Source organism: Aeoliella mucimassa, from assembly GCF_007748035.1.
Taxonomy (GTDB): Bacteria; Planctomycetota; Planctomycetia; order Pirellulales; family Lacipirellulaceae; genus Aeoliella; species Aeoliella mucimassa.
Map to the genome: position 1 here is coordinate 4,433,574 of NZ_CP036278.1, position 19,779 is coordinate 4,453,352.

At 59.5% G+C, this 19,779-nt stretch carries 17 protein-coding genes; 6 read left to right on the plus strand and 11 right to left on the minus strand.

From position 1 onward, the window contains the following. Positions 1-57: 57 nt before the first annotated feature. Positions 58-1,185, plus strand: coding sequence for a ribosome small subunit-dependent GTPase A (rsgA, locus tag Pan181_RS17290; RefSeq protein WP_145248541.1), 1,128 nt, complete (start codon positions 58-60; stop codon positions 1,183-1,185). A gap of 219 nt (positions 1,186-1,404) precedes the next feature. Then, the gene (locus tag Pan181_RS26195) at positions 1,405-2,289 is read left to right on the plus strand and encodes a hypothetical protein (RefSeq protein WP_197528452.1); all 885 of its coding nucleotides are present in this window, start codon (positions 1,405-1,407) and stop codon (positions 2,287-2,289) included. 16 nt (positions 2,290-2,305) lie between these two features. Here Pan181_RS26195 and Pan181_RS17310 read toward each other — a convergent pair whose 3' ends face one another. Continuing rightward, positions 2,306-3,787, minus strand: coding sequence for a coiled-coil domain-containing protein (locus tag Pan181_RS17310; protein ID WP_145248549.1), 1,482 nt, complete (start codon positions 3,785-3,787; stop codon positions 2,306-2,308). A gap of 221 nt (positions 3,788-4,008) precedes the next feature. Beyond that, a complete protein-coding gene (trxA, locus tag Pan181_RS17315) occupies positions 4,009-4,332 on the minus strand; it encodes a thioredoxin (RefSeq protein WP_145248551.1) in 324 nt (107 codons plus the stop codon). 245 nt (positions 4,333-4,577) lie between these two features. Here trxA and Pan181_RS17320 point away from each other — a divergent pair, with 245 nt between their 5' ends. Next, a complete protein-coding gene (locus Pan181_RS17320) occupies positions 4,578-5,156 on the plus strand; it encodes a thioredoxin family protein (protein WP_145248554.1) in 579 nt (192 codons plus the stop codon). A gap of 1,217 nt (positions 5,157-6,373) precedes the next feature. Beyond that, the gene (locus tag Pan181_RS17325; protein ID WP_145248556.1) at positions 6,374-7,042 is read left to right on the plus strand and encodes a hypothetical protein; all 669 of its coding nucleotides are present in this window, start codon (positions 6,374-6,376) and stop codon (positions 7,040-7,042) included. A 57-nt stretch (positions 7,043-7,099) separates the two neighbouring features. Here Pan181_RS17325 and Pan181_RS17330 read toward each other — a convergent pair whose 3' ends face one another. Beyond that, positions 7,100-8,353, minus strand: coding sequence for an IS4 family transposase (locus tag Pan181_RS17330; RefSeq protein ID WP_197528324.1), 1,254 nt, complete (start codon positions 8,351-8,353; stop codon positions 7,100-7,102). Between the two features lie 253 nt (positions 8,354-8,606). Between Pan181_RS17330 and Pan181_RS17335 the strand changes: the two genes are divergently transcribed. Then, complete coding sequence (locus tag Pan181_RS17335; protein ID WP_197528453.1) at positions 8,607-8,771, plus strand: thioredoxin domain-containing protein; 165 nt, start codon at positions 8,607-8,609, stop codon at positions 8,769-8,771. Between the two features lie 127 nt (positions 8,772-8,898). On the opposite strand, the gene Pan181_RS17340 is transcribed toward Pan181_RS17335, so the two are convergent. Further along, the gene (locus Pan181_RS17340) at positions 8,899-10,020 is read right to left on the minus strand and encodes a hypothetical protein (RefSeq protein WP_145248558.1); all 1,122 of its coding nucleotides are present in this window, start codon (positions 10,018-10,020) and stop codon (positions 8,899-8,901) included. A gap of 544 nt (positions 10,021-10,564) precedes the next feature. Next, positions 10,565-11,692: a GNAT family protein gene (locus Pan181_RS17345; RefSeq protein WP_145248560.1), complete on the minus strand. Its 1,128-nt coding sequence runs from the start codon at positions 11,690-11,692 to the stop codon at positions 10,565-10,567. A 68-nt stretch (positions 11,693-11,760) separates the two neighbouring features. Between Pan181_RS17345 and Pan181_RS17350 the strand changes: the two genes are divergently transcribed. After that, the gene (locus tag Pan181_RS17350) at positions 11,761-12,768 is read left to right on the plus strand and encodes an NAD-dependent epimerase/dehydratase family protein (RefSeq protein WP_145248562.1); all 1,008 of its coding nucleotides are present in this window, start codon (positions 11,761-11,763) and stop codon (positions 12,766-12,768) included. Positions 12,769-12,794: 26 nt separating this feature from the next. Here Pan181_RS17350 and Pan181_RS17355 read toward each other — a convergent pair whose 3' ends face one another. From Pan181_RS17355 to Pan181_RS17380, 6 genes are all read right to left on the minus strand, one after another. Next, the gene (locus tag Pan181_RS17355) at positions 12,795-13,343 is read right to left on the minus strand and encodes a hypothetical protein (RefSeq protein WP_145248564.1); all 549 of its coding nucleotides are present in this window, start codon (positions 13,341-13,343) and stop codon (positions 12,795-12,797) included. 264 nt (positions 13,344-13,607) lie between these two features. Continuing rightward, complete coding sequence (locus tag Pan181_RS17360; RefSeq protein WP_145248566.1) at positions 13,608-14,171, minus strand: carboxypeptidase-like regulatory domain-containing protein; 564 nt, start codon at positions 14,169-14,171, stop codon at positions 13,608-13,610. A gap of 167 nt (positions 14,172-14,338) precedes the next feature. Then, on the minus strand, positions 14,339-14,893 hold the full coding sequence (locus Pan181_RS17365; protein ID WP_145248568.1) for a carboxypeptidase-like regulatory domain-containing protein: 555 nt from the start codon (positions 14,891-14,893) through the stop codon (positions 14,339-14,341). Positions 14,894-15,109: 216 nt separating this feature from the next. Beyond that, positions 15,110-15,868, minus strand: coding sequence for a hypothetical protein (locus tag Pan181_RS17370; protein ID WP_145248570.1), 759 nt, complete (start codon positions 15,866-15,868; stop codon positions 15,110-15,112). 33 nt (positions 15,869-15,901) lie between these two features. After that, positions 15,902-16,693, minus strand: coding sequence for a tyrosine-protein phosphatase (locus Pan181_RS17375; RefSeq protein ID WP_145248572.1), 792 nt, complete (start codon positions 16,691-16,693; stop codon positions 15,902-15,904). Positions 16,694-16,811: 118 nt separating this feature from the next. Then, complete coding sequence (locus tag Pan181_RS17380; protein WP_145248574.1) at positions 16,812-19,718, minus strand: DNA translocase FtsK; 2,907 nt, start codon at positions 19,716-19,718, stop codon at positions 16,812-16,814. Positions 19,719-19,779: the final 61 nt, after the last annotated feature.

The following is a 19,779-nucleotide window of genomic DNA, read 5'->3' on the forward strand; positions in this document are numbered from 1 at the left end:
AGTTCGTCGCCTACTCGCACCTCGCCCAACCAATCCGGCTGGCACGGCGGCTAACCTATGTCTCGCAAGAAGAAGAAAATCCGTGCGTCGTTTCGCAAGAACCGCGAGGTGCGGACCCGCGAGAACGACCTAACGCGCTCGTTCGGCGAGTCCGACGCCGAAGACCATCTGAAGGCCGAACGCATCAGCGGAAAAGGCTCGTTAAGCCGTAAACGCACGGTCGCCGGCGGCGAGCTGATCGAAGACGAAGCAGGCTCGTACATCCTGCCCGATGTGGATACCACCATCTGCCGCGAAGGTCGAGTGCTTCGCGTGCAGGGTCTGGTGAGCATCGTTCGCGACGACCAGGGCCAGCAGTTCCGCTGCGCCACGCGGCGGTTACTCAAGACCCTGTCGACCGACCAGCGACATGTGGTCGCAGCCGGCGATCACGTCTGGTTCCGTCCCGAAGGGGATGGCGAGGGCATCATCGAGCGGGTTGAGCCTCGCCATGGGCTGCTGAGCCGCACGAGCCGGGGCCGCCAACACGTGCTCGTGGCCAACGTCGACCAGATGATCATCGTCGCCAGCGCGGCCGAGCCCCGCATCAAGCCGAATCTCATCGACCGCTACCTGCTCACGGCCGAAAAAACCGAGATCCGCCCGGTAGTCTGCATCAACAAAATCGACCTGCTCGACCCCGCGGAGCTCATGCCGCTGGTGGGGGTCTATAGCCAGCTCGGCTACCAGGTGCTGCTGGTCTCAGCCACAACAGGGCAGAACGTCGCTCAACTGCGGGCGTTGCTGAGCGATCGCAACAGCGTGCTGACCGGACAGAGCGGCGTCGGCAAATCGTCGCTGCTGAACGCCATCGAACCTGGCCTTGGCCTGCGGGTGCAGACCGTGAGTGCCGAGTCGCAGAAGGGTCGTCATACGACGACCACCGCTGAGCTGTTTCCCCTGGAGTGCGGCGGCCACGTGATCGATACGCCCGGCATCCGCCAATTCCAGCTGTGGGACGTGATTCCCGAGGAAGTAGCCGGCTTTTTCCGCGAGCTCCGCCCGTACGTGAGCCAGTGTCGGTTTCCCGACTGCACCCACACCCACGAGGCGTTCTGCGCGGTGAAAGACGCGGTGGCCGACAACCGGCTCGACTTCCGCCGGTACGAGAGCTATATGCAAATCCAGGCGGGAGACGAAGTTTAACCCCGCTGCGAACCGCGGAAACCTGCTTTTCGCCGCCGGTTTGCCCGATTCCCGAGGCCAGGTTCCTGCGATTTCCCTCCCGGGAATAGTTTGGCACCGGCGGTTCGAGAGATTATGCTGGAGAGATAGGGTGGACGTGCGCCGCTATTTAGCCTGGCGCTCCACGCCTCTTCCGGAACAATCCTACCCCCTGAATATCTGCCTGTCGGAGCGGAATCGATGCTGACTCACCTATCCCGTACTTCCCTGCTGTTCGCCGCTATTCTGCTGGCTGCCGGTTCCCCTAGCTGGGCTGACACCGAGGCCGAAACCACGGCTCCCGAAGCGGCTCCCGCGGTGGAAGAAAAGGCAACCGAAGTCGAAGAAGCTCCTGCCGCCGAAGAAGCGGAACCTGCCCCGGCGGTTGAAGACGTGGCCGAAGACGCGATTGTCGACCTTTTCGAAGCTCGCGAAGCGGGCCAAATCGAAGTGAAGTTCATCGCTAAGAGCGATCACGAAGGCCGTATCCTCATCACCAACAAGCTGCCGCACGGCGTGAAGGTCAGAATGCCCGAAGCGTTCGTCGGCGACCCGGTCGTTGCCCAGTTCGGCGGCGGTGGCGGCATGGGTGGCGGCGGTGGCGGTTTCGGCGGCGGCGGTGGCGGTGGTAACCAAAGCGTCGGCGGTGGCGGCGGTGGTATGGGCGGCGGCGGCATGGGTGGCGGCGGCGGCGTTTTCAGCGTTGCTCCCGAACGCATCACCAAGATCGAAGTACCACTGTTGTGCCTGGACCACGGCAAGAAGGATCCTTCGAGCAGCAAGCCTTACAATCTGCGTCCCGTCGATCCATCGAGCGATCGCCCCGAAGTCATCGAACTGCTCAAGGCTTTCGGTAAGGGTCAACTGCAGCACAACGCTGCCCAAGCGGCTGCCTGGCACTTGAACAACGACCTGTCGTGGCAGGAACTCGCTGCCAAGCTCACCGGCACCCGTCGTAACATCAGCCGTTCGCCTTACTTCAGCCGTTTCGAGCTACAGGCCGCTTACGCCTACGCCAACGAAGCTGCCCGCCTGGCGAGCGAAGCCGAAGTCACCACACCTGGCGACACTTACGAAAGCAAGTAACCGCGGCTACCGCGGATCAGGCAGCCGCATCGAGTATGCCCTTACGCAACTGCGTAAGTAGCTGCCGGATCTCCGCCCGATAGTCGTCGCGTTCGAGTCGCCACTTCGACTCCTCCGCCTCGAAGTGCATTTGCTGCCGATCAAGCTCCTGTTCGCGAGCAATGAGTCGGCTGGCCTGCTGTTCAATTTCTTTTTCGCGGCGGCGCTGCCATTCCTGGAATTGCGTCCGCCGCGTTTCTATTTGCACGTGCTCTTCGGACAGTTCGTTGCGGAACTGCTCCAGCTCGTCCTTGCGCTCGTACAGCTCGCGCAACTGCTCTTCGTAGTGATCGGCCAGGCGATTTCGCGTTTGGGCGATGCTTCGCGTCAGGCTCGCCGGCGACAAGGCTCCGGTGAGCTGCGCCCAGGTCTCTTCGGTGGCCAGACGCATTTCGAGCACTTCTCGCTGGCTGGCTTCCAGCTCTTGCCGTAGGTTGGTGAGCGATTGCTCGCGTTGATCGAGCTCTCCCTCGCGTTGATCCAGTTCCTTGGTTCGGCGAGCCACCTGCTGGCGGAACGCCTCCTGCTCGCCGATCAGTTTCTGGCGGTCGCTCCGCAGCTGTTCGGTCGCGTTGCGATATTCGTCGTCGAGTTCCTGACGACGCTGGGCGAGCTTCTGCGAGTCTTCCTTCAGCAGTTGCTCGGCCTGGTCAAGATACTTGGTGCGCGTTTCGAACTCGGCTGCTTGGACATCAAGGGCCTGCATCCGTTCGTGGGTAACGCCCATCTGCTCGAATCGCTTCACCGCGGTTTCGATCTCCTGCCGTCGCAAAGCGAGCTGCATCTCGCGACTCCGCAGTTCGGCATCGCGATGCTCGATCTCTTCACCCCGCCGATGGAGCTTCGCCCGACGGTCGTCAAGCTCGGCCGCTTGCTCGGCAATGTCCTGCCGCTCGTCGGCCAGCGAGCGATGCCGCCGCTCGACCGACTCTTCGATCTCCTTCAGATGCACTTCGTGCGCGGCGAGCCGTTCGACCTTCTGCTCCAGCTCAGCACGATCTTGCGTGAACTGCTCCAACTGTTGATACAGCGATGCCTGGCGGGCATCGAGGTCGCGTTGGCGACGTTCGAGCTCCGCGGCGACTTCCGGATCGAGCTCGGCCACCACGGGCGGCGGATTGTCGATCGCAGCTTCGCGCTCGTTGAGTTCTCGTTCGCGCTCTTCAAACCACATGCGGGCGGTGCGAACTTTGCTCTCGATGTCGGCCTCTTGGGCGGCCAGCATCGCTGCTCGGCGGTCGATGTCCGACTGGCGGCGTTGCAGTTGCTCGGCCAGTTCGGCCGCGTGCCGTTCGATCGGCTCCTGCGTGGTCGCCTGCGGCTGCAGATCGTCGCTGGCTGCTGCCGCAACCATGACCGGCTTGGCGGCTGCTGCTTCGGCGCGTGCCGGCCGAACCGCATGCGGCGCATCGATGCGCGCGGTGGTGTCTGCCGGTGATGAGGAGGGTTGGTCGGTCATGCGGTGAGTCCTTTCGCCGCAAAGTTCTACGAAGCGCAATAATGTATATGATCCCCCCAAATTCTCCATCGGCGGTTTTCGGGCTCCGCATGAAACCAAAAGTGTGGGATTAGTCCGATTAGGCAAAAAATAAGGCCCCGTCTTGGAACTCATCCAAAACAGGGGCCTTGGTAGCTGCTATCGCCAGGCGTGCTAGCAGGCTCGCGCTCGTATCCTCGGCATTAAACCTTGGCGGCGTCGATCGCTTGCTGCAGCTTGGCTTTGGGCTGGGGACCAACGAAGGTCTCGACCGGCTGGCCATCCTTGAACACCATGAGCGTGGGAATGCTGCTCACGCGGTATTGCTCGGCCAGGTTCTGGGAGTCGTCGATGTTCAGCTTGGCCACTTTGGCTTTGCCGGCGTTGTCGCTGGCCAGTTCTTCCACCAGCGGGGCAATCATACGGCAAGGACCGCACCAGGGAGCCCAAAAATCGACGAGCACAGGCTCGCTGCTGTTCAGCACTTCGGCTTCAAAGTTGTCGTTGTCGAGTTCTAACAGTGCCATGGTTCTTGCTCCTGACCACGCGGGGTTATTTGTTACTTGTCTGTTACGAAATGCTTTTCGGTTTGGTTCGCGCCTGGGGATCAGGGGAAACCGGCCGCCTTGACGCAAGTTGTTAACTGGCCTGATTATAGGACGCTCGCCCCTAGTGTCAACGCAAGCCGCAGCCGTTGCCATTCCCCAAAGCTTCCGTAATACTCCCTGAGAAGCTTACCTTATAGACACTCCAACCAACAAAAGGTTATCCCATGGCACTCACCCCCAGCACCATGTTGCCCCTGGGCTCGGAGGCCCCTGATTTCTCGTTGCCCAATGTGGATGGCACCACCGTGTCGCTGGCCGATTTTGCCGGGTCCCCTGCCCTGGTCGTCGCGTTCATCTGCAACCACTGCCCGTTCGTGAAGCACCTGGCCGACGAGTTGGCCAGTTTCGGCAAGGAGTACACCGAAAAAGGCGTGGCCGTGGTGGCAATTAGCAGCAACAATGTCGAAACCCACCCGGCCGATTCGCCCGAGCTCATGAAAACCGAGGCGGAAAACCGCGGCTACTGCTTCCCTTACCTGTACGACGCAACGCAGGAAGTCGCCAAGGCGTACCGAGCCGCCTGCACGCCCGACTTCTACGTGTTCGACGCCGATAAGAAGCTGGTTTACCGCGGCCAGTTCGACGCCACCCGCCCCGACAGCGGCAGCCAGCCAACCGGCGAGGATCTGCGGGCGGCGGTCGACGCGGTGCTCAGCGGCGAAGCTCCCACAAACGAGCAGCACCCGAGCATCGGTTGCAACATCAAATGGATCGCCGGCCAGGAGCCCGATTACTTCGGGTAGACGGAAGGGGGACAGGAGAACCTCCTAGTAACCTCCGCGGGGGAACCCCTTCGAAGGTCGCTTCCAGCAACCGATGTGATCTCGGTTAGCCACACGGTTGGCCGCCCCTGCCATGAATCACGGCCCGCGTGGCGGCGCGGCTACGAGCTGTTTTTTTGCCCCCAGAATCGGGAAATCGATTCGTGGGGGCTTTATTCTTTCCGTTCCGAGGCAGCCAACCTCGCTCAAGTCCTGTAAATCCCGGCACTTCTTTAAGCTTCGAAAAAACGCCCGCCGGGAGTTTTGCCCCCGCCTCCAAAAAGTGGGGGCACAACCATGCTCATCCCCCTCTGGTCGAAGCTGGCTGCAGTCAGCAGTGGTGGCGGCTGCATACGTATCTCCAGTCCCCTTGGCAGAGGACTCGGCTTGGAGCTTCGGGTTTGCTCCCCATTCTCTCTTCGCATCCATCAGTAGCATTCCTTTCTTTGGTGTAAGCCGAAACCGCTAGATCCAGAGTTGCCATTCCGGCGAATTGTTGATGACAAGCGGGCCAAACGCCCGCCACTTCAGAACATCGATAGGCAAGTTGCACTAGCGTCGGGGGTGTGAGTTGGTTGTCAGTCGTAGGTTGTCAGTTGTTCCTGGTTCGAGGTCAGGCGTTCGCGGAGTGCGCCATCGTTGCATACCGAGCCTAAGGCGACGGCATCGCGCAGCGGCGAAACTCCTCGCTTTTCATCGCACGGCCAACGGCGACTATCGATCGCACCGACCACGCGATGACATAGTGATCATTAATGCACATTTAGTGGCCAATTTCCACAAGAAAACACCCAGGATTCCCCACTATTTCAAATGACTGGGTGGATGCAATCGACGACGCGATCTCCAAGGTTCCATTTTCGATATTGCACCTACTTGCAATTGGATTGCACCGCGACTAGAGCGACGCAACCAAAAACCACTTGCAACTCAATTGCATTCTAGTCACGAATCGCGAGAGCCCCCTCCCCTCATGGTTCGCACCTGAATCGCCGAAACCACGGAATCGACCCATGCGACTACCACGAACTAGAGCATCGGCACTTCCCGTTGTCAGCGCGTTCTTGCCGTTGGATGCCGATCCGGGAACCGACACTCTGAAACAAACTTCGACACGACTTCCGCGGGCGCGATCTGGGACGCCCGCCCCCCTTCAATTCCCAGACAGTTTCATTCCTTTTTTTCTTGGAGTAGTACCAATGAATCGTTTGTTTGTTGGCGGCATGCTCGCCGCCTTTGCCGCCCTCGCCATCGGACAAGCTTCGGCCAACCCGATACACCTGTCGTTCGGTATCGACGGTCGTGAAGATGACACCACCTTCGATAACTTCATCACCCTCCGCGACCATCATGTCAGTCACTACCATGTCTACTTTGGAAACAACGGCACCAATCCGAACGGACACACCCCACTGCCGGTGGATGTCCTGCCAGGTAGCTCTGAATATGGCGAGGTCACGCTGGCGTCGATGAACATTTCGCCCGATGCAGAGTCGGACTACTTGATCCCCAGCACACCCGAGGGTGACTTCCACTTGGAGTTGATCGGAACCGCACCGGAGTTGAGCGTGGCCGTCGAGCGGGAAGGTGTTGTGACTCCGCTGCTGCCAGGAGGCGTCTACCACTTGAGTGTGACCGAGTACCACACGCTTCAATTCACTCTCGCCGAAGGCACTAAGCTGGGCCAGTATGATGCCGACTTTCGGATCGTCGACGAGAATGGGTATTACTTAAGCGAAGTGCCAGTAACCCCCACTTACACGTGGACGAACGACTTCTATGTTCGTGTGAATGCTATCCCCGAGCCGAGCACCGCGTTGCTTGCGCTGCTGGCGGTGGCCACAGGCATCGTTGTGCTGCGTCGTTAGCCTTCTGCCAATTCGTCGGTGTTGGGTGTCACTGCTGGGTAAGTCCACAGTGGCACCCTACGCCGTTAACCCTTTTCGTAGTACTGGTTTGATTTGCTTTGCTCGCAGGGCCTGTGTCTTGGTAGCAGTGAGCAGTTGTGGTACTCCTGGCGGTTTGGCTTGTTTTTTTCGTGGGTAGTTGCGGCTGGTTTTGTTTGCTCTCTTGTAGCTGTCGATGATGGCTTGGCGAAGCCTCTCGCACAGGCGTTCGTTTTTCTCCGTTGGATGCAGGTAATCACGCATCGTGCGGCGAAACGCCAACAGCAGCTTGGCGAAACTCAACTTTGCTGGTGTGATGCCTTGCTTCATCGCTTCGACCAACGCGAACAGCGACATCGCCCATAAGCCGAACAACGACCAGGTGATTTCGAGCTTGGCGTTCTCGGCTTCGCGAGAGAGGAGTTTTCGACGGTGAAAGGTCTGCTTGAGATGGCGATAGAATAGTTCGATGCCCCAGCGACGTGCATACAATGCAATCACCTGCTTGTCGCTCAATTCACGCCGAGAAAGGATATTGGTAACCAGGTAGACCGGCTGCTTGCCATCCGTAGCGACCACCAGTCGCAACACGAGCGGTTCGTTGCCACGCTTCGATTCCCGATCGGGCCATAGATAGACCGTGCCGGTCCATTCCCGTACATAACCAAGCTGTTTCAGCAACCGCACATTGGCTCCCACTCGCAGCAGGACGTGTCGGCCACTTTTGATAATCGCTTGCAGCCCTTCGTACCCCATGAATCCGCCATCGGCCGTTATCAAAGCCCCGGCTGGCAAGCTAGTGAGCATCTCCCGCAAGTGGACACGTTCGCTACTGTCACCAGGTCCGACCCGCCAGTCCCACGGCAATCCCGTACCGATGTGCCACATCGTTGTGAGCCAGAGTTGAGGCGAGTTGACTTTCTTCGCATCTTTGGCCTGCCGTCTCTTGTAGCGACTGTTCTTTACCCGTCGTGCGTGACGAATCGTCGAATAGGCTTGTTCGTGCGAGCGGGTGCGAGGCAATTCAAGGCGACTACCATCGACCGCGAATACGAGGTATCCCGCGGTGAGCCAGCAATCGGTCAGCGTCGCTTGCATCCGTTGTTGCAGCACTGACTGCAACAACGCGGCGAGCGGCTTCGTCCAGCGACGAAGGATTTTTATGAAGGCTTGGTAGGAAGTGGCCAGTTGCTGTTGCTCTTTATCGAGGCAGAGTAGTATCTTACGCACAACGAAAAAACGCTCGGTGAGAGTCTGCTCGTCCGACCAGGCCCATAACAGCGCGGCTGCCATTAGTGACCGAGGAGTCCAACTGCAGTCGTTGCGGAAGCGGATCGTTCGCCAACAGATTCCCGCCAACAACCAACGCAAACATTGCCGAAGGCACACGATATTCAGCCGCACTTGAGTGTCTCGATGTAACATGCCCGATTCCCTTCGGGTAAGTGATGGCCGCCCCTTCCTTGGTTCAACTGAAAGGATGGCCGAAATACGCTGTTACATCGAGACCTCTTTTTTAAGGCAAAGAAAGGGTTAACGGCGTAGAGTGGCACCCACCCGCCCCGACAGCGGCAGCCAGCCGACCGGCGAGGATCTGCGGGCGGCGGTCGACGCGGTGCTCAGCGGCGAGGCTCCCACCAACGAGCAGCACCCGAGCATCGGTTGCAACATCAAGTGGATCGCCGGCCAGGAGCCCGACTACTTCGGGTAACACCAAGCTGGCTCACCGAAGTGAGACCACCAAAAGAAGACCTGCGGGTCTGATATCACAGCCGATCTCAGGCCTGTTTTTTATTGTCAAACGGGTGACCTATAGCCCCCGCCCGCTCGACACTTTGCTAGCCGCGCCGCCTGCCGAGATAACCGGCACCGATCATTGCCGAGAGCAATAGCGCTGCTGTCTGGGGTTCGGGAACGTCGGTCCCTGGCGGCATGAGTAAGAAGCCGCGAGACTCGCCGAGTGGATTGGTTGCGAGACCAACAATCCATCCCCGGTCGTTGATGCCGTTGGCTTTTTGCAAAGTCCAACCTTCCCCGGTTTCGTCCAAGAGTTCGTTCAGGTTGTAAGCGATTCCCTCGGCATCCCAGACCACCGCAACTTCGGTGGTGCCACCATCCATCGCTAAGCGCATTGCTCCGACGACCCAATCCTCGCTATTGATATCAGCCGGCGGAGTGACGTAGCTGGCATCAGGTAGCGACTGCAAGACTTCGGGGTTATGGTCGCGCCAGACCACCGCGTGCGTCTTGTTAGTGGAATCGAGGGCCCACCCAAAAATCGTTCCTTCGTTGTTGATGCCGAGCGCGCGGGAGTAGTCGACACCATCGAAGGGACCGTCGAGCACGATGGCGGTTCCATTCTGCAAGGCCCACGCACGATGATCAGGAACTCCAGGCTGGTTCGAAACACTCTGGGTGTAACCAACAATTACTCCGTGGTCGTTAATTCCAGTTGCTTCGCTGTTAAGTCGCGACACACTTGGGTCGGTACCAGGAAAGCCGACAGGCAATACTCCCAGGGGATAGAACACACGGTTCTCGTAGAGAAACACTTGCGAAGTGTTCAACGGGTCTCCCAGGCTATAGCCGACGATCGTGCCAGAAGCGTTCATGTCGGCTGGGCGGGTCCAATCCTGCCCACCTGAAGCATGGCCCAGTAGTTCATAAGTGCCTGCCCGCCAGACGAAGCCTTCGGAGTCCGTAGGGCCCTGGCTGGCATAGCCATACACGTCGCCAGCCTCGCTGATGCCCAATGGCTGACTGTACTGGTATGGCAAATCGACCAGTGTCGGGTTGCCACCCTGCCAGACAAATCCGGTGAAGTGACCGCTCGCCCACCCTCGTACGGCCACCTGCCCAGCGTTATTGACGTCGATCCCTTCGCTATAGTTAAAGCCAGGCATCACGCCAAGATCGGTCAGCGAATAGATGGGGGCTGCTGTTACTGCGTTCCCAGCCATAAGCAAAAGGAACGTGGCCACCCCACCACGGAGACACCCAACAAGTCGATTCCGATCCACTAGCCCCCCTCCTCTGCCAACTGGCAAACTAGGTCGCGATGCGTATTACCAAAGATGAGCCTTCAGTATACCACGGGGGCACTCGCCTAACAGCTTTGGAGGGAAATATTTACTCCCAAGTCGCACCGATTTTGGTTGAAAATGGCCACTAGATATGATCGAATACACTAGTGAACTTATGTTCCCAATGTTCTTTGACAATCAACTAGAATGGAGCACTCGACTCGCGTCGCAAGCGGGCCGCGTAGGGCTACCGGTGCGCGCGGCCAGCGATGCTCGGGCCACTAGGCTGGTAAGTCACCGCTGAAAATAGATTCCCATCTGGGAATCTATTTCCGAGGGTCGCTCAGCCGCTCGATGACGCAACTCGTTACCTGGATGCAGGTTACCTACTGCGAGGAGCGGGAATTCAATTTTCCCATCCGATCGTGTTTGGGAAAGTGGGAATCTATTCGCAGTGCGACCGTGGGCCGGTGGCAGCGACTTAGTCCAACGACTTCTCGTAGATACGATAAGTTTTGTATTTTTTTCCGCCTGCTTTCTCGATGGTCTTCCGCGACAGGTCGTTCGATTCGAGCACCCACGAGAACTCGGCTTCCTCGATTCCATGGCGGAGCGTCGGCTCGATCAACCCGCGGGCGAGCGTGATACCGACCCCCCAGTTTTGATACTCCGGCAACACGTTCGCGCTGACCACCCGCATGCGTTTGATTTCTTTGCGGCGCGTCAGCAGCTTGAGGAAGCGGAAGGGGAATAGCCGCCCGTCCATCTCGCGGATGCGACCGTTGTAATCGAGCAGGCCAAAGATCACGCCGATCGGTTTTCCTTCGACCTCGGCAACCAGGGTGAGGTCGGGCACGATCATGTGCTTCAGCTGGCCTGCGAGGGTACTCATTTCGGCTTCGGTCAGTGGCACAAATCCCCACGTTGCCGAGAGCGCTTTGTTGTAGATGTTCAAAAACATCTCGACTTCCGCCCGGAAGTTCTTGCGATCCATCGGGCGGAGTTTCACGCCGAAGCGTTCGCGAATGCCTTCGTCGATCATGCGATGCTTTTCGCTCATCGATCCGAGCATGCTGACATGGCCGTAGTAGGCATACATGTCGTGCACTTTTTCGAAGCCGGCCGCTTCGATCAGCCGCGGGTAGTAGGTACGGTTGTAGGTCATCATGAACATCGGCGGCGTATCGAATCCATCGATCAGCAGCCCCCACTCGTAATTGATCGAGGGGTTGGTGGGCCCGCGAACGCCGGTCATCCCCTGGGAGCGAAGCCAGTCGCCGGCCTGCTCGAGCAACGGCACCGCGACATCCGGATCGTCGACCGACTCGAAAAAGCCGAAGAAGCCAAGCTTATCCTTGTACCAGTCGTTGTGCACCTGGTTTACGATGGCCGCGACCCGGCCGACGGTTTCGCCATCGCGCTGGGCGAGAAAGGTCTTTACCTTGCCTGTTTGGTAGAACGGGTGCCGGCGAAAACCGACGAGCCCCTTCTGCTCGAGCCGCAACGGAGGGACCCAATTGGGGTCGCCTCGGTAGAGTTGCCAAGGAAGGTCGATGAACTCGCGCTGCTCGCGGCGACTGGAAACCGGTATGATGCTTACGTTTGCCATGGTCGGAGTGTAGACGGACTGGGCAATTTGTGGAATGTCAGCCTTGAAACACGAACTCGAAAAATACAATGCCTCGTTGTTTGGTTACTGGAGCGACTGGATTCATCGGACCGCGGCTGGTGCCGGTGCTGCAAGCAGCCGGCGGCGATGTCGCCTGTTTAGTGCGGCCAACGGCTGACACGAGCCGACTGGAGCCGCTCGGCGTGCAGCTCGTGACCGGCGACGTGACGAAACCCGAAACCCTCGACGCGGCCGTCGCGGGGGTCGATTTCGTGTTCCACCTCGCGGGGCGGGTGTTTGCTCCGTCGTACGAGAAGTTTGCCCAGGTTAACGTCGCGGGGTGCAGCAACATCGCAGCAGCCTGTGCGATGCAGGCGAACCCGCCGGTGCTGGTGGTCGCTAGCTCGCTCGCGGCCGCGGGGCCTTCGCCTGCTTCCGGCGCTCACACCGAGCGGAACGAAGCGGCGCCGATCTCGAATTACGGTCGCAGCAAACTCGACGGCGAGCTGGCCGCCCGCGAGTGGGCCGCCGAAGTGCCAACGACCATCGTGCGGCCGCCGGTGGTGTTCGGCCAAGGCGACAGCGCCGGGCTGGTGCTGGCCAAAGGCATCCAGCGCACCGGACTGCACATCGTGCATCGGCCAGGGCTGCCGCTCTCGTTGGTGCATGCCGACGATCTATCGCAGGCGTTGTTGCTGGTCGCCCGCCATGGCGAGCGACTCGACCCGACCGACCCTCGCGGCACCGGACTCTACTACGCGGCCGATCCCACGGTTTCGTCCTACACCGAGATGGGCCAGATGATCGCCGACGCACTCGAACAACGCCTGCGAGTGATTCGGGTCCGCAAATGGGCCATGGCCGTCGCTGGCACCGTGGGGGAACTCACGGGACGACTCCGCGGGAAGGAGTCGCCGCTGAACCTCGACAAATTCCGCGAAGGTACCGCGTCGGGCTGGGTGGCTTCGCCGGAGAAACTGATGAACCAAACCGCCTTCGCGCCGGCCAAATCATTGGCCGAGCATTATCGCGACACCATCGACTGGTATCGAAAGAAGGGTTGGCTAGCAAAGTAACCGCGCCCGCTTGACCGGCAGCAACCCTAAGCCGCCCGCTTGGTGCGCACTTCGGCGCGACGTTGCAACTCGGCTTGCGAGATCAACTCGAACCGCGACTGCTCGTCGCTCACGCGAAGTTCGCGAAGTACCAGCGTTTGCTCATGGCACATCCGCGGCATGTAGAACCAAGCTTTTTCGAGCGAGGCGTCGTCGACATCGCTCGAGATGAGCATCATGTCGGTCCGCTGCAACGAGTTGGCCAACTGCGGCAACGTCGCTGCGGGGAAACCGGGGACGAGTCGCACCCGCGCACCGGTGAGCTGAAGCTGACGATGGGCGTGGATCAACGGCAACGGAGCCGCGCCGGCAGGTCGCTCTTCGAAGCAATCGAACCCGGTGTACGAGATCGGCGAGTCGGTGCGGTAGCGCTGGGCCACACGAATCAACTGCACCGCACGTTCGGTCGATCCGATGCCGACTTCAACAATGCGTTGAGGCGGTTGCTTGCGGATCTGCTTGTAGAGCATCCGCTCGTGTTGAGGCTGCGAGAAATAGGCCAGCCGTGCGTAACCAAACCAACCAATTGCCGCCATAACGAATCCCTCCGAATAACCTTGGCCCTATTGCGCAGTCCCTTGCGACGACCATCAACTGAGAAGGCACTGTGGACAGAAGGTGCCTACCAATTCGATCGGCTGAGACTAACACGCAAGTCGAGCCCGCTTCGGCGGACAACGGCGGAATCCCCCCGTCGCCTGTTAAGCTGTGCGGGAGAATTGAAAATGCAACGAAAAAAACACTCCTCGAAGAACCGTGGTTCCGCGAGGAGTGTTGGGAGTGTTTTGGCTCGTGAGCGGTTAGCTGCTCGAGTCGTCGTTCGCGTTGTGAATCGCTACGGGGATGGCAATCGCAGCACCCACCACAGTGGCAACGAAGAACGGGTTGGTGAAGGCCCGCTTCAACCGCCCGGTAGTGTGGTTCACCATGGGAGGAGCCGACCATTGGCCGCGGACCAGCGTATCGTCATGCACGACCAGCAAGCTGGTGGCTGCTCGCGGCGGAGCCGCTTCGGCGGTCCAAGCACGGCAGGCAACCACTCCGTTTTCGGTTTCGAGCTGATAAGCCGCTCCGGCGAGACCTCGGTAGCCGAAGCGTCCTTTGTGATCGGAGATTGTCGAGACCATCTGGCCATCGGGCGCGGTGAGTTTGACTTCGATGCCCATGGCGGGCACGCCTTGGGCGTCGACCACGTAGCCTTGCAGCACACCACCTTCGCTCAGTGCGACATCCACCGAAGAAGCGGCTTCCTCGACTTGCGGTGCCTGTTCCACAGGGGGAGCAGCGATGACCTGCTGCCCGGTAAGCAGCGCCATGACAGTAACTATCCGAACCGTGTAACCCAATCGCGACGAGCGAATCATCTTAGAGCCTCCAGAAAAGATCTAACTCCAACCCCTTAACCGAAGCCAATGCATGGCTCAGCAGCGGCGGATATTAGCGAAGGAGACCATTTACCAAAAGAGCAACCCCGCCGGTTGCAAGCAACCGACGGGGTGCGTTGTTCTGATTTGCTACGAGTGCTAGCTCATTAGCTGCTCGAATCGTCGTCCGAAGCGGTAATCGCAACCGGAACGGCAATGGCAGTAACCACTGCACCGGCGACGATCAGCGGGTGAGCTTGCATCCAATTGAGGACGCCACCACCGTAGCCGAGAGTGCCGAACTGGCCGTTTACCACGTCGGCGTTGGTGATCATCAACGCAGCAGGGCGAGCCATTGGAGGTGCCTGGCCGGCGTTCCACACGCGATAGCTGGCAACTTGACCTTGAGCAACCACTTCGTACTGACCGCCGCGCAAAACAGGGGCAGCGAACTTGCCCTGCTCGTCGGTAACCGAACGAGTGACTTCGCGACCATTGTACAGCATGGCGACTTCAACACCCTTCTGAGCAACGCCCTGGGCGTCGACCAGCTGGCCTTTGAAGTTACCTTGAGCGTCGAGGGCGACGTCCAAGCTAACGGGTGCTTTTTGCACTTGTTGAACAGGTTGAACTTGGGGTTCGGCAGCCAGCGCGGCACTGGGAACGATCATTCCCATGCACGCAATCGCAGCAGCCAAACGCTGTAGCGTAATGAGTTTCATGCAAATACCTATGACTTCCTTGGAGGGTATCAGGTGAGGCGGTTCTGATCCGCCAAGTAAACGAAGCACGATGCAGCTAGCAACCTGCGCATGCATGACGCCTACCATGTCGCACAATCGTTGCTCCTAGGGCGTATCGGCCATTCCTCGAACGATACTTCAAAGAGATTTTGAACCGAGGCAATTTGCGGAAACACACGCAAGATGCCTATTTTTTCAGAGGTTCCGGAAGTGCTGAATCAGGTGAGCTTGCACGTTGGGAACCGCCCGAGCCAGACGCTCGCCCAGGCTGCCAGGCACGGTGTTCGAGCGGATGTCGAGCAGGTACATCACCAGTTCCGCATGAGCAGCCCGCGGACCGTGGAGCATGAAATGAACCCACGCCCAGCTATGCCGATAGTCACGAGCGGTCATCTCTTCGAGCTTCTCGTGGCGTTCCAGCTCGCTGATGTAGGGAATGCCTTTGAAGGCGAGATCCCGCTTCAAAGGTCGCAAATGGGGATTCTTCCGGGCGCGATCTTCCTTTTTCACCTCAAAATACTCGGCGAGACCTTCATCCAACCAGAGCGGCACCATCGGCAAATCGCCATGCAACAAGGCATGCGTGCACTCGTGGCGCAAGTCGACAGGAAGCTCCTTGTCGTAGTAGGCAAAGATGTTCGACTGGTCGTCCTGGCGAACGTACAACGCCCGGCGGTAGGGAATCTGCGGGTAGCGTTCGGCAATGTAAGCCTTGTGCTGCTCCTCGCTAGCAAGCAGGTAAAGGTAGATGGGACTCTTCAGCGGACGCACTGCTAGCACCCGCTGCAGCTCCCGCTCGAGAGGGGGCAATTCGGCCAGCAGTTCTTGATGCTGTACGAGCGGAAACGCCGACTGGCAGATAAACGGGCCTACCTGGCGCTGGTCGACCCACGTCGGTGCGGCAACCGACGCGCGGGGCACCAACCACGAAGCGGCACCGGTAGCCAGTGCCATTTGGCAGAATTTGCGTCGCGTAAGTGCCATGCGCTAGCCAACCCTTTTCCAGAATCGCCATCCGCGCGAGGGCGGTTTGACCATCAAACGACCGGGATTCACTTCGCGACCTTCGGCCACTCGGCGTGGGTTGTCGCGACACATCGCGAGCGCTGCCTCTTCGCCGGCCAATTCGGTCGCCCGCTGATAGGCATCTCGGAACAACGGCCGCCTGGACTTTGGCCCATGTGCGTCGGTTGAGAGAAAATGCGAGCAGCCCGAGCGAACAAACTCTTCGGCCAGTTGCTGGCACTTGGGTCCAAACGCACCGGTCAAACTGCCAGTGGTCACCTGAACTAACCACCCTGCGTCCACCAGCTCGCCCACCAAACCGGGCTGGGCCATGATGCCGCGATTGCGTTCGGGGTGGGCCAGGATGCCAACCAGACCTCGCTGTTTAAGCAGCTGGGCGATCGGCTCAAGCGGAAAATAGATTTCGAATGGTTGCTCGACCAGCACATGCCGCTTGTGGTCGCCGAGGGTCATGAGCACGTCGGCATCGAGCAGCTGAGGCATATCGTCTTCGATGCGGATCTCACCGCCAGGAAGAACAACGAGCGGAATCTGATGGGCGTTCAGTAGCTCCTGCAGCTCGTTAGTCCGGCGGCGAATGTCGCTGGCCTCGTTCTGTCGCCAGATGCCCAACTGATGCGGGGTGACCACAATGGTCGAGGTGCCTTGCTCCACGGCAATACGAGCCATTTTCAAGGCTTCGTCGGCGTCGGCAGCGCCGTCGTCGATGCCGGGAAGCAAGTGACAATGGATATCGGACCAGCCAGTAGACATGGAGGGACTCGCAGGCAGAAAACAACGAAATCAAAAAGTTGCGCGTTCGAGCATGCGGAGTATAGAGATTCGCGGTGAGCGGTCAACGTCGGCCACGGGTAGTGCTAGCAGCGATGGCTCACGCCACGGGTTCCCGTTCGTCTTCCGCTTCGTCGCACTCCTCGTCAGATTCCTCCCACTCCCCTTGGTCTTCTTCGTATTCTTCCTCATAAGCCTCCTCTTCGGGGGCATCGTCCGCGGAGTCTTCCTCGTCCCAGGCTCCTTCGTCGTCGTACTCTTCCTCGTCGTACGGTTCGTCGTCCTCGTATTCCTCTTCGTACTCTTCTTCGTCTTCCTCCTCTTCGGCCGCAATCTTGGCCGGCGGGGAGTCGAGCAGCTCGACGGGGGTCTCCCCGTTTTGCTCGGCCTGGTCGTCGGAGCTAAACGCAATGCGGTTGGTCCGCTTCGGTGCTGGTTCGGGGGCGGGCGGGGGCTCGCTCGACTCGTCGCCGCCCGCCTTCATCGCTTCCCACTCTTCCATGGTGATGGTCACTTCGCGAGCCTGCGAGCCGTTGTACTGGCCGACGATGCCATCTTCGGCCATGAAGTCAATCAGCCGGGCGGCCCGACCGTAGCCGATGCCGAGGGCCCGCTGCAGCAGCGACACGCTACCGCGCCCTTCGGTCACGACGACCTCGATGGCTGCTTCGTAGAGTTCATCGCGATTCTTCAGGCTACCAGCGGTTGCTTCGACCTCTTCTTTGGTCTTGAGCTGCATCAGCTCGCCAGCGAACTGTGGTTCGTCGGTGCCGACGAAGTCGACCACGCGAGTGATCTCGTCGTCGGACAAGTAGGTTCCTTGCCCACGCAGCAGCATGCTCGTGCCTGGCGAGAGGAACAGCATGTCGCCATTGCCCAGCAGCTTTTCCGCTCCCATTTCGTCGAGAACCACGCGACTATCCGTGCGGCTGGCAACTTGGAAGGCAAGACGGGCGGGCAGGTTACTTTTGATCAAACCGGTGATGACGTCGACCGTTGGTTTCTGAGTGGCGAGAATCAAATGGATACCGACCGCCCGGCTCTTTTGGGCCAAGCGGATAATATGCTGCTCGACGTCCTTGCCGGCGGTCATCATAAGGTCGGCCATTTCGTCGGCCACGATCACGATGAACGGAAGCTGCTTGGGAATCTCCTCCCACTCCGACTCGCTCGTCGGTTCAATGCGGTCGCGCAGCTCCTCCTCGCCAAGCTGATTGTAAACGCTCACGTGACGCACCCCTGCGCGGGCGAGCAACGTGTAGCGTTCTTCCATTTTGTCGACCGCCCAGGCCAGGATGGCCTCGGCCTTTTTCATGTCGGTCACCACTGGATGCATCAAGTGCGGCAACTTGCGATAGCCCGATAATTCGACCATCTTCGGGTCGATCATCAGCATCCGCACCTCGTCGGGGCCGCGGCTCATCAGCATCGAGACGATAATGGTGTTGAGACACACACTCTTACCGGTACCGGTTCGGCCCGCGATCAACAGGTGAGGCATCGAAGTCAGGTCGACAATCATCGGATTGCCGGCCACGTCTTTGCCCAAGTACACCGGTATCTTCATCCGACTGGCTTTGCCATTGGTCTCTTCGATGACCTCACGCAAGCGAACCAATTGCCGGGTTTCGTTGGGCACTTCGATACCCACGGTATTTTTGCCGGGGATCGGCGCCACGATACGCACACTCGGCACCCGCAGCGCAATGGCCAGATCGTCGGCCAGGCCGGTGATCTTCGAAAGCCGCAGCCCTGCTTCGAGCTGTACTTCGTACTGCGCAATCACAGGTCCGGTCTCGATTTCGACCACCCGCACGTTGAACCCAAAGTTCTTGAAGGTGCGTTCGAGGATCTTCGCCTTGCGACGGACTTCCTTCTCGTGCTCTTCGTACGAAATATCTTCCGGAAGCAGCAGCAGCTCAACCGAGGGCAGTTCGTAATTGGCCTTGGGCTCGTGCCCCATGTCGGCCGCTTCGAGTTGCTCGATGATCGATTCGCGTTCGCTCTTTTGACGGGGTTTCTTGAGTCGCGGCCCTGTTTGCTCGTCGGTGTCCTGCTGGGCGGCTGGCGTCGACTCTTGCTCGGCTGCTTCTTCCTCGGCGGGCACCTCTTCCGATTCGTCGGGCTTGGCCTCGCCCGACAAAGCCGAGGCAATGCGGCTGGCAACTCGTCCCAAGGGGCTCTTGGTAGCCGACTTGGCGGCTTGTTCTTCGGCCTCAGCGGTGTCGGCGGCTTCCGACTGCTTATCGCCGGGCGTGCGGACCGTCAGCGGGGCGGAATCGGCATCCTCCTCTTCCTCGTCTTCGTAGTCCTCTTCCCACTCTCCCTCGTCTTCGTATTCGTACTCGTCGGTCTCGTACTCCTCTTCGTCTTCGAGTTGCACGCCGTTTTCGAGGTCGGTTTTCGGGCGCAGGGAGCTGGTGGTCGCCCGCCCCAAGGTGGCCAGGCTTCGCCCGGAGACTTTGGTCGTAGTCGCTGCGACTTGCAACACAAGGTAATCAGTGCAGAGCAACAGACCTGCTGCAAGCACCGAGAAGGTGAAGATCAGGGCCCCCGCCTGGGCAAAGTTAACTTGTAGCCAGGCTCGCCCCATTGCTCCCAGGTATCCTCCAGCACCGACAACCGGGCCGGGAGTCCAATTCGGCAGCAGCAACGATGCCAGCGTGCAGATGGCCACCAGAGTGAGCCCCCAGCCAACGGAACGAATGAGCCACTGATTCACAGAGCGCTGGAGCAGCGTTAAACCGGTGACGACAATCAACGATCCCAACACAAAGTAGGCACCGATGCCAAACTTATCGAGCATCTGGTAGGCCAACACCGCTCCCAGTCGACCGCACGCGTTCTGCGGCGATTCGGCCGGCGGGTAGACCATACTTACCGACTCCCCGGCGAGCGTGCAGGGGTCGCTGCGATGGTAGGTAATAAGCGACAGGCCCACCAACAACGTAATGGCCACCAGCGCGAGCGCTGCCACATCGAGTTGGCGATTGCGATTCTCAAACATAGGGACAGGACCGACCGCGGACTAATGGGGAGGACGATGCAGTGGAAGCGCCGGTCCATGG

Coding starts and splice junctions, on each gene's coding strand:
- rsgA (WP_145248541.1), top strand. CDS start 58: ATGTCTCGCAAGAAGAAGAAAATCCGTGCGTCGTTTCGCAAGAACCGC.
- Pan181_RS26195 (WP_197528452.1), top strand. CDS start 1,405: ATGCTGACTCACCTATCCCGTACTTCCCTGCTGTTCGCCGCTATTCTG.
- Pan181_RS17310 (WP_145248549.1), bottom strand. CDS start 3,787: ATGACCGACCAACCCTCCTCATCACCGGCAGACACCACCGCGCGCATC.
- trxA (WP_145248551.1), bottom strand. CDS start 4,332: ATGGCACTGTTAGAACTCGACAACGACAACTTTGAAGCCGAAGTGCTG.
- Pan181_RS17320 (WP_145248554.1), top strand. CDS start 4,578: ATGGCACTCACCCCCAGCACCATGTTGCCCCTGGGCTCGGAGGCCCCT.
- Pan181_RS17325 (WP_145248556.1), top strand. CDS start 6,374: ATGAATCGTTTGTTTGTTGGCGGCATGCTCGCCGCCTTTGCCGCCCTC.
- Pan181_RS17330 (WP_197528324.1), bottom strand. CDS start 8,353: ATGGCAGCCGCGCTGTTATGGGCCTGGTCGGACGAGCAGACTCTCACC.
- Pan181_RS17340 (WP_145248558.1), bottom strand. CDS start 10,020: ATGGCTGGGAACGCAGTAACAGCAGCCCCCATCTATTCGCTGACCGAT.
- Pan181_RS17345 (WP_145248560.1), bottom strand. CDS start 11,692: ATGGCAAACGTAAGCATCATACCGGTTTCCAGTCGCCGCGAGCAGCGC.
- Pan181_RS17350 (WP_145248562.1), top strand. CDS start 11,761: ATGCCTCGTTGTTTGGTTACTGGAGCGACTGGATTCATCGGACCGCGG.
- Pan181_RS17355 (WP_145248564.1), bottom strand. CDS start 13,343: ATGGCGGCAATTGGTTGGTTTGGTTACGCACGGCTGGCCTATTTCTCG.
- Pan181_RS17360 (WP_145248566.1), bottom strand. CDS start 14,171: ATGATTCGCTCGTCGCGATTGGGTTACACGGTTCGGATAGTTACTGTC.
- Pan181_RS17365 (WP_145248568.1), bottom strand. CDS start 14,893: ATGAAACTCATTACGCTACAGCGTTTGGCTGCTGCGATTGCGTGCATG.
- Pan181_RS17370 (WP_145248570.1), bottom strand. CDS start 15,868: ATGGCACTGGCTACCGGTGCCGCTTCGTGGTTGGTGCCCCGCGCGTCG.
- Pan181_RS17375 (WP_145248572.1), bottom strand. CDS start 16,693: ATGTCTACTGGCTGGTCCGATATCCATTGTCACTTGCTTCCCGGCATC.
- Pan181_RS17380 (WP_145248574.1), bottom strand. CDS start 19,718: ATGTTTGAGAATCGCAATCGCCAACTCGATGTGGCAGCGCTCGCGCTG.